The organism is Pseudomonas sp. 05T35 (genome assembly GCF_056396605.1).
Map to the genome: position 1 here is coordinate 1 of NZ_JBFTLU010000347.1, position 8,353 is coordinate 8,353.

Annotated in this window: 8 protein-coding genes and 1 pseudogene; 5 read left to right on the plus strand and 4 right to left on the minus strand. The window is 58.2% G+C overall.

The window, feature by feature from the left end:
* Positions 1 to 551, minus strand: a 551-nt coding sequence (locus tag AC1DH9_RS22245) for a DODA-type extradiol aromatic ring-opening family dioxygenase (RefSeq protein WP_477808788.1), incomplete at its 3' end; no start/stop codon positions are given.
* A 103-nt stretch (positions 552 to 654) separates the two neighbouring features.
* On the opposite strand from AC1DH9_RS22245, the gene AC1DH9_RS22250 reads away from it, so the two are divergent.
* Positions 655 to 1,311 carry a thiopurine S-methyltransferase gene (locus AC1DH9_RS22250; protein ID WP_477808789.1) on the plus strand — a complete coding sequence of 219 codons (657 nt, stop codon included), beginning with the start codon at positions 655 to 657 and terminating at the stop codon, positions 1,309 to 1,311.
* A 67-nt stretch (positions 1,312 to 1,378) separates the two neighbouring features.
* Here the strand turns inward: AC1DH9_RS22250 and htpX are convergent, their stop codons facing one another.
* Together htpX and AC1DH9_RS22260 are read right to left on the minus strand one after the other, a co-directional pair.
* Positions 1,379 to 2,266, minus strand: a complete 888-nt coding sequence (gene htpX / locus AC1DH9_RS22255; RefSeq protein WP_427532814.1) for a protease HtpX — start codon at positions 2,264 to 2,266, stop codon at positions 1,379 to 1,381.
* A gap of 313 nt (positions 2,267 to 2,579) precedes the next feature.
* Entirely contained in the window at positions 2,580 to 3,791 is a 1,212-nt protein-coding gene (locus tag AC1DH9_RS22260) for a pyridoxal phosphate-dependent aminotransferase (RefSeq protein WP_427543538.1), read from the minus strand.
* 222 nt (positions 3,792 to 4,013) lie between these two features.
* On the opposite strand from AC1DH9_RS22260, the gene msrB reads away from it, so the two are divergent.
* The 3 genes and pseudogenes from msrB to AC1DH9_RS22275 all read left to right on the plus strand — a co-directional run.
* Entirely contained in the window at positions 4,014 to 4,409 is a 396-nt protein-coding gene (gene msrB, locus AC1DH9_RS22265) for a peptide-methionine (R)-S-oxide reductase MsrB (RefSeq protein WP_427543541.1), read from the plus strand.
* Positions 4,410 to 4,525: 116 nt separating this feature from the next.
* Complete coding sequence (locus AC1DH9_RS22270) at positions 4,526 to 4,978, plus strand: glutathione peroxidase (protein ID WP_477808790.1); 453 nt, start codon at positions 4,526 to 4,528, stop codon at positions 4,976 to 4,978.
* Positions 4,954 to 5,127, plus strand: a pseudogene (locus tag AC1DH9_RS22275) (MarR family transcriptional regulator); the annotation flags it as partial. The gene AC1DH9_RS22270 and the pseudogene AC1DH9_RS22275, both read left to right, overlap by 25 nt.
* Here AC1DH9_RS22275 and AC1DH9_RS22280 read toward each other — a convergent pair.
* Positions 5,111 to 7,438 carry a hybrid sensor histidine kinase/response regulator gene (locus AC1DH9_RS22280; protein ID WP_427543550.1) on the minus strand — a complete coding sequence of 776 codons (2,328 nt, stop codon included), beginning with the start codon at positions 7,436 to 7,438 and terminating at the stop codon, positions 5,111 to 5,113. The pseudogene AC1DH9_RS22275 and the gene AC1DH9_RS22280 sit on opposite strands and share 17 nt — an antisense overlap.
* 165 nt (positions 7,439 to 7,603) lie before the next feature.
* On the opposite strand from AC1DH9_RS22280, the gene AC1DH9_RS22285 reads away from it, so the two are divergent.
* A partial coding sequence (locus tag AC1DH9_RS22285; RefSeq protein ID WP_477808791.1) for an ATP-binding protein occupies positions 7,604 to 8,353 on the plus strand: 750 nt, incomplete at its 3' end.

The following is an 8,353-nucleotide window of genomic DNA, read 5'->3' on the forward strand; positions in this document are numbered from 1 at the left end:
TTGGCCCAGGGCTCGACGCTTTCCGGGCCGGCATGCCAGTCCAGCTCACGCAGGTTGTGGGTGATGCTGCCTGAACCAATCAACAGCACGCCTTGCTCGCGCAGACTGGACAGCGCGCGCCCGACGCGGGTTTGCAGGGCTGGGCCAAGACGACTCGGCAGCGACACCTGCACCACGGGAATGTCGGCTCGCGGATACATCAGAGACAGTGGCACCCAAACACCATGATCGAACGGACGCTGGTTATCGAGCTGTGCCGGCAAGCCATCAGCCTTGAGTAAATCGGCGACCTGCGCCGCGAGTTCCGGTTGGCCGGGTGCGGGGTATTGCACCGCGAACAGCGCAGCAGGGAATCCGCCGAAGTCGTGCCAGGTTTCCGGTTGCTCAGCGCTGCCGACGCGCAGGTCCTGGCTTTCCCAGTGTGCGGAAACGATCACGATGGCCTTGGGTTTTGGCAGTTCGCTGGCCAGACGTGCGAGCGCCGGGCCACTGGCACCGGGCTCCAGCGCCAGCATAGGTGAACCGTGAGAGATAAACAGGCTGGGGAACATGAATAAGGTCCTGAGCGTTAAGATGGGAGCATCTTCAGTCAGATCATTGATCTAAATCTAATATAAGTTTTAGGGCATATAGATCGAATTATCAGGGGGATTTATGCAGCCGGAGTTTTGGCAAAAACGTTGGGAGCTCAATCAGATCGGTTTCCATCAGTCARAGGTTAATCCTTATTTGCAGCAATACTGGCCGCAATTGAATCTGACAAAGGGCTCGCAGGTGCTGGTGCCGCTCTGTGGGAAAAGTCTTGATCTCGTGTGGCTGGCAGGGCAGGGGCACCGAGTGCTGGGTGTCGAGTTATCAGAAAAAGCCGTGGAGGAATTTTTTCGTGAGCAGCAACTGACACCGCAGATCACCGAGCAGGGTGCGTTCAAGGTCTACCAGGCGGGCCCCCTGGCATTGTGGTGCGGAGATTTTTTCGGCCTGACCGCAGATGATGTGAGCAAGTGTGTGGCCGTCTATGATCGGGCGGCGCTGATTGCCTTGCCACCACCGATGCGCGAACAGTACGCCGCGCACCTGAGCCGGATTTTGCCGTCAGCCTGTGAAGGCTTGTTGATTACGATGGACTACGACCAGGCGCAGATGGACGGCCCCCCCTTTGCCGTGACGGATGAAAACGTGCAGGCGTTGCTGGGTGGTCGCTGGCGGCTTGATTTCTGTGAGGTGCGGGACATTCTGGGGGAGAGCTGGAAGTTCCTCCAGGCGGGCGTTACGCGCCTTGAAGAGCGGGTATATAGATTGATGGCTCGCTAAACCGCAATAAATCGGCATAAAAAAAAGGGGCGATCAGATCGCCCCTTTCGTATTACCGCAGAACCACTCAGCCGCGACGACGCAAGGCGTCGATCCGCTCTTCCAGTGGCGGGTGGCTCATGAACATGCGAGCGAACCCTTGCTTGATGCCACCGTTGATGCCGAAGGCATTCAGGGTGTCCGGCATGTGCACCGGCAGGCCCTGTTCCGAGCGCAAGCGCTGCAGGGCGCCAATCATGGCGCTGGTGCCGGCCAATTGGGCGCCGGCTGCGTCTGCACGGAATTCGCGTTTGCGCGAGAACCACATGACAATCGCGCTGGCCAGGAAACCGAGTACCAGTTCGGCGAAGATGGTCGCGACATAATAGGCAATGCCTTGGCCTTCTTCGTTTTTGAAGATCACCTTGTCGACGAAATTACCGATGATCCGAGCGAAGAACATCACGAAGGTGTTCACCACGCCCTGAATCAGTGCCAGCGTCACCATGTCGCCATTGGCCACGTGACCGATTTCGTGGGCCAGAACGGCTTTCACTTCATCGGGCGAGAAACGCTCGAGCAAGCCCTGGCTGACCGCGACCAGCGCGTCGTTCTTGTTCCAGCCGGTGGCGAAGGCGTTGGCCTCGTAGGCCGGGAAAATCCCGACTTCAGGCATCTTGATTCCGGCTTCGCGCGACAGCTGCTCGACGGTTTGCAGCAGCCATTGTTCATGGCGAGTGCGCGGCTGGCTGATGATTTGGGTGCTGGTGCTCATCTTCGCCATCCACTTGGAGATGAACAGCGAGAACAGCGAGCCGGCGAAACCAAAGACCGCACAGAATATCAGCAGCTGATTGAGGTTGAGATCAACCCCGTTGGCCGCCATGAACCCGTTGAAGCCGAAAAGGCTCAGGGTGATGCTGGCAATCAGCACGACCGCCAGGTTAGTGGCCAAAAACAGCAGGATGCGCATCATGGTTGTAGAAATCTCCTCGTGCTAAATATGTAGCGTACTGCGGGGTATATAAGGTGCCRCACCAGGCTATTCAACCGGGTGACTATTTCAAACTGTGTCCTACAGCTGGATTCTAGATGCTTGCAGGGCATTTCTGACGTCACCCGAAGAGATATTTGGCTGGATTTTGCTTTCACAAGTCCCGCCTCCATTGGGCATAACCGGCAGTCGCGTAAATCCGCCAGCACTCAAGGCACTGTCGCAGTCGAAGAATGGAGATATGTTGCTGAATTAATCGCCGAGGGCCTTTTTGAGGCCCCCGGCGTTATCGCGCTTACTGGCGATAGGACTTGAGGAAGTTGCCGATCCGACCGATAGCCATGTCCAGGTCGTCCACCCGTGGCAGGGTCACGACGCGGAAGTGGTCCGGCCATGGCCAGTTGAAGGCCGTGCCCTGGACCACCAGCAGTTTTTCCGAGAGCAGCAGGTCAAGGACGAACTTTTCATCGTTGTGGATCGGGCAGACTTTAGGGTCGATCCGCGGGAACGCGTAGAGCGCGCCCATCGGTTTGACACAGCTGACGCCCGGGATGTCGTTGAGCAGCTCCCAGGTACGGTTGCGCTGTTCAAGGAGGCGCCCTTGCGGCAGCAGCAGATCATTGATGCTCTGATAACCACCCAGTGCGGTCTGGATTGCATGCTGGCTTGGCACGTTGGCGCACAGGCGCATGTTGGCCAGTATGTCGATGCCTTCGATGTAGCTTTGGGCGTGATGCTTGGGACCGGAAATGGCGACCCAGCCGGAGCGGAAACCGGCAACCCGATAGGACTTGGACAGACCGTTGAAGGTCAGGCACAGCAGGTCCGGCGCCAGGGACGCGGTGCAGATGTGCACGGCATCGTCGTACAGAATCTTGTCGTAGATCTCGTCGGAGAACACCACCAGGTTGTGCTGGCGAGCCAGTTCCAGCATGCCCAGCAGGACTTCCTTGGAGTACACCGCACCCGTCGGGTTGTTCGGGTTGATGATGACCAACGCCTTGGTGTTCGGGGTGATCTTGGCCTTGATGTCGGCCAGGTCCGGCCACCAGTTGGCTTGCTCGTCGCACAGGTAGTGCACCGGATTACCGCCAGCCAGGCTGACTGCTGCAGTCCACAGCGGATAGTCGGGGGCAGGGACCAGCACTTCGTCGCCGTTATTGAGCAGGGCCTGCATCGACATCACGATCAGTTCGGAAACGCCGTTGCCCAGGTAGATGTCTTCGATGCCGACACCTTCTACCTGTTTCTGCTGGTAATACTGCATGACGGCCTTGCGCGCACTGAACAGACCTTTGGAGTCGCTGTAGCCTTGGGCGGTCGGCAGATTGCGGATCACGTCCTGGAGGATTTCATCGGGCGCTTCGAAACCAAAAGGCGCCGGGTTGCCAATGTTCAGCTTGAGGATGCGATGGCCTTCCTCTTCCAGGCGTTTGGCGTGCTTGAGCACTGGGCCGCGAATGTCGTAGCAGACGTTGGCGAGCTTGTTCGATTTGCTGACCTGCATGGCGATGTGTTCCCGAAAATGAACGATCCAGACGCTGTTTGAACTACCGTACTGGGAATCCTGAGTTCTCACACTGGTCCGGTGCCTGGGGTCACCGCACCAAAATGTTTGAATGCGGGTAACGCGGCTGCCAGACTGGCATTTAACGAGGCGCAATCATACGTGCCGCCTGATCCGTGGAAAAGGTACAGATCAGGCTTTTTCAGATGCAGAGGTATGACAATGGAAAAGTTGGAAAAAACCCTGGATGAATGGCGTGCGATGCTCGACCCGGAGCAGTACAACGTTTGCCGTCTGAAGGGCACCGAGCGGCCGTTCTCGGGTAAGTACAATGGCACCAAAACCGAGGGTGTCTATCACTGCATCTGCTGCAACGAGCCGTTGTTCGACTCAAAAGCCAAGTTCGATTCAGGCTGTGGCTGGCCGAGTTTCTATCAGCCGATCGGCGAGAGCGCCATGGTCGAGATTCGCGATATCAGCCACGGCATGATTCGTACCGAAGTGGTCTGCGCCAAGTGCGACGCGCACCTGGGGCATGTATTCCCGGACGGCCCGCCACCGACCGGTTTGCGTTACTGCATCAACTCGGTGTGCCTGGACCTGGTGCCGCTCGAATGATGTGAGTCCTGACCTGCGGCAGCTCTTTGTCGGCAGGTTATTGATTTATTAAATTGCACACAATCCAATCGCTCGCTATGTTTAAGCCTTCCTCATCTTCCACCGGAGCATGCGCGATGACCGAGAACCTGCTGAGTATTCCCTGCACCACTATCAAGGGTGAGCAAAAGACCCTGGCCGATTACGCCGGCAAAGCGGTATTGGTGGTCAACACCGCCAGTAAGTGCGGCTTTACCCCGCAGTACAAAGGATTGGAGGAGTTATGGCGGACCTACAAGGATCGAGGTCTGGTGGTGCTCGGTTTTCCATGCAACCAGTTCGGTAAACAGGAGCCGGGCAATGAAGGGGCGATTTCCGAGTTCTGCGAGCTGAACTTCGGCGTGAGTTTTCCACTGTTCAAAAAGATTGAGGTCAATGGTAGCAACGCCCACCCGCTGTTTGTTCAGCTGAAAAAACGTGCGCCCGGTCTACTGGGTTCCCAAGGCATCAAGTGGAATTTCACCAAGTTTCTGATCGGCCAGGATGGCAAGCTGGTCAAACGTTTCGGGCCGAGCGAGAAGTACACTTGAGCCTGTCGCCGGCCGGGGTTGCCCTGCGCGAACAGGTCGGGCCGCTCAAGGCGCGCCTGTTGTGCGACAGCGGTGTCGATCTTGAGCGCTTGGGCGAATTGCACGACGGTCTTGATCAACTGCTGGGGCAGATCAGGGCGCTATCGTAGCCGGTACCCACTGCTCAAGCAGGGCGACCAGTTCCTCGCGACGGAACGGTTTCGCCAGATAATCGCTCATGCCTGCCGCGCGGCAGCGTTCGCGCTCCTCGGGCATGGCGTTGGCGGTCAGGGCAACGATCGGCAGATCCGGCCAGCGTCCACTGTGACGGATCTGCCGGCTGGCTTCATAGCCGTCCATCACCGGCATGTTGCAGTCCATCAGCACCATATCAAACTGCTTGAGCTCCAGCTGGTCGAGCGCTTCGGCGCCGTGGGAGGCGACAACCACCTTGCAGCCCAACTTGCTGAGCATGCCTTTGGCCACGAGCTGATTGACCGGGTTGTCTTCCACCAGAAGGATTCTCGCCCGCCGCTGGGGCATGAGGCTTGACTCTTGAGCATCGGTGACGAGGGCGACTTCGTCGGCCTGTAAAGTGCGTCGTAGTGTCTGGTAGAGCGCGTTGCGGGCCAATGGGCGGGCTTGTTGTTGCAGGGGGGCGAGGGCCGCCGCTTCTTCACTGGGCATGAAACTGCCATAGGCAGTCACCAGCAGAATCGGCGCGGTCATGCCCGGACGTAATCCGAACAGGCATTCCGGGCAGTCGGTGATCAGCACATCGGGCGATAGCCCGATCAAGGAGTCGTCGATGGTGCGCTGCTGGTATTCCAGCCCCCAACCGGGCAACAGATTACCTAACAGTTCGGACAGACCGCTGCTGGCGGCGGTGATCGCCAATACCTTGCCTTGCAGGGAGGCGGGAACTATTGCCGGCGTGTGGGCCGGCAACGGCAGATCAGCGCAGAACTGGCTGCCGAAACCAGGCTCCGAGCTGATACCGAGTCGGCCCTGCATGGCTTCGCACAGGTTGAAGGTCAGGGCCAGCCCCAGCCCGGTACCACCGAACTGACGAGAGATGCCGGCACCTGCCTGGGTAAACGGCTGGAAAATTTTCAGCTGATCATCCTGCGCGATGCCGATACCGGTGTCGCAGACTTCGATTCTGACACCGTCTTCGTGGGTGCTCAGGCGCACGTCCACCCGTCCAAAACGGGTAAATTTAAGGGCGTTGGAGAGCAGGTTGCTGACAATCTGTCGCACTCGCATCGGGTCGCCAAGTACCTGCGAGGGGAACTGCGGATCAATCAGGCATGTCAGTTCGACGCTGGGCGCGGCGTTCTGTGACAGCAGGTTGGCGGTGTCCTCGATCAGTGAGCCGAGGTCGAACGGAATACGCTCCAGCTCAAGCTGGCCAGCGTCGAACTTCGACAGGTCGAGAATATCGTTGAGCAGCTCAACGAGCACTTTGCCGGAGTCGTGGGCAATCGACAGTTGCTGACGTTGTTCGGCATTCAGCGGGCTGTCCAGCGAGAGGGCGATCATCCCCAGCAAACCATTGAGTGGCGTACGGATTTCATGGCTCATGTTGGCCAGAAACACAGAGCGCGCCTGGGCCATGTCCAGAGCGGTCTGGCGCGCGATTTCCAGTTCTTCGTTCGATACCGTCAATCGGCTATTGATCGCTTTCAGTTCACCGGTACGCGCCGAGACAATATTTTCCAGTTGCCCCAGGTAGTCGGTCAGGCGGTTTTCGGCATTGCGGCGTTGCTGGATTTCAGTGGTCATGCTTTCGAATTGCTGGTTGGCCACCGTGACAAGAACGCCGATCTCATCGTTTTCGTGCGCTACCGGACACTCCAGCGGTGGCTGTTCCGAACTGCTCGGGTCACGTGCGCTGAGTTCGCGGATCACCCGCACCAGCGGTTTGGTGAGCATCACGTAGAACAGCGCCAGCAAAATCCCGGTCAGTATCAGGCTGCGGATAAAACCGTTGATCAGAGTGACTTCGGCCCGGCGCAGAAAGCGGCTGCCAAACGTGTAGGTGTCAATGTCCAGTTGCAAGGTGCCGAGGGACTCATCGGGCAGATGGTCGAGGAACAGGCGATCCTTGAACTGTCGATTGGCGCCGAACAGAAAGTCGCTGATCACCCGATAGCCGCCGTTTTGCGGGTCTGGGCGTTTTACGCTGGCGAGGATCGTATTGTTGTTATCGCTCAGTTGCGCACTGATGACCGCAGGCGAGCGCAGCAGGCCGAGGGTCAGTTCCTGGGCCAGTTCGGCATCGATGTTGTAGGCGATCCGCGAAGCCGGGTTATGACTGATTTCCAGCAGCGAGTGTATTTCCCGGTTGATGGAGGCGTCTTCGCTGGCATAATCGATGCCTATTTGCGCCAGACTGAGCAGGGTTCCCAGAATGAAACCGACCAGCACCGTAAGCCTGGCTTGCTTGTAAGACAGGCGGTTGGTGAACTTGATATCCATGGTGTGCTGAACCACTTTCGTTTCCCTTCTGGGCGAAGCATAGCCGATCATCAGTGGATTTCGGCATGACTGACGGGTGAGCCATTATCGCGATAATCCCGGCATTACGCGCAACGTTTGGTTTTCTTTCCCCATCATTACTGTGAACGAGCCTGAGGAGAAGTCGTGGATTCCCGATTGAATGCATTTCTTGAGCGCGCCGATGCGGTTCTGGCTCGTATCGAGCCGTTACTGCCCGCGCAGCGCACGGCTATCGACTGGACGCAGTGCCTGGCGGCACGCTGGCAGCGCGAGGGTCGCAGCGGATTTCTGTTGCCGCTTGAGGTCAGCCTGGACATGCGTCTGTCCGACCTGATCGGGGTCGACAAGCAATTGGAACAGTTGGGGCGAAACACCCGGCAGTTTCTCGACGGCATGCCTGCCAACCACGCGCTGCTCTGGGGTTCGCGCGGTACCGGTAAATCGTCGCTGGTGCGGGCCTTGCTGGCCGAGCACGCCAAGGGCGGTTTGCGTCTGATCGAGATCGAGCGCGATCACCTGGCGGACCTGCCACGCGTCGTCGAGCAAATCGCCAAGCTGCCTCAGCGCTTTGTGCTGTTTTGCGATGATCTGTCGTTCGAGGCCGGCGAGGGCGATTACCGGGTGCTCAAAAGCGTGCTCGATGGCTCGCTGGAACAGGCACCGGATAACGTACTGCTGTATGCCACCTCCAACCGTCGCCACCTGGTTCCGGAAAAAGAAAGCGATAACGAAAACTGGAAAAGGGTCGACGGCGAGCTTCATCCCAACGAGGCGGTCGAAGACAAGATCGCGCTGTCGGATCGATTTGGCCTGTGGCTGTCGTTTTATCCTTTTACCCAAGAGCACTTCCTCAATGTGGTCGAGCATTGGGTGGGAGCGTTGGCGGGCAAGGCC

What these genes read in the sequence shown, in the direction of transcription:
- htpX (WP_427532814.1), bottom strand. Translation starts at nt 2,266, where the DNA reads ATGATGCGCATCCTGCTGTTTTTGGCCACTAACCTGGCGGTCGTGCTG.
- AC1DH9_RS22260 (WP_427543538.1), bottom strand. Translation starts at nt 3,791, where the DNA reads ATGCAGGTCAGCAAATCGAACAAGCTCGCCAACGTCTGCTACGACATT.
- msrB (WP_427543541.1), top strand. Translation starts at nt 4,014, where the DNA reads ATGGAAAAGTTGGAAAAAACCCTGGATGAATGGCGTGCGATGCTCGAC.
- AC1DH9_RS22270 (WP_477808790.1), top strand. Translation starts at nt 4,526, where the DNA reads ATGACCGAGAACCTGCTGAGTATTCCCTGCACCACTATCAAGGGTGAG.
- AC1DH9_RS22280 (WP_427543550.1), bottom strand. Translation starts at nt 7,438, where the DNA reads ATGGATATCAAGTTCACCAACCGCCTGTCTTACAAGCAAGCCAGGCTT.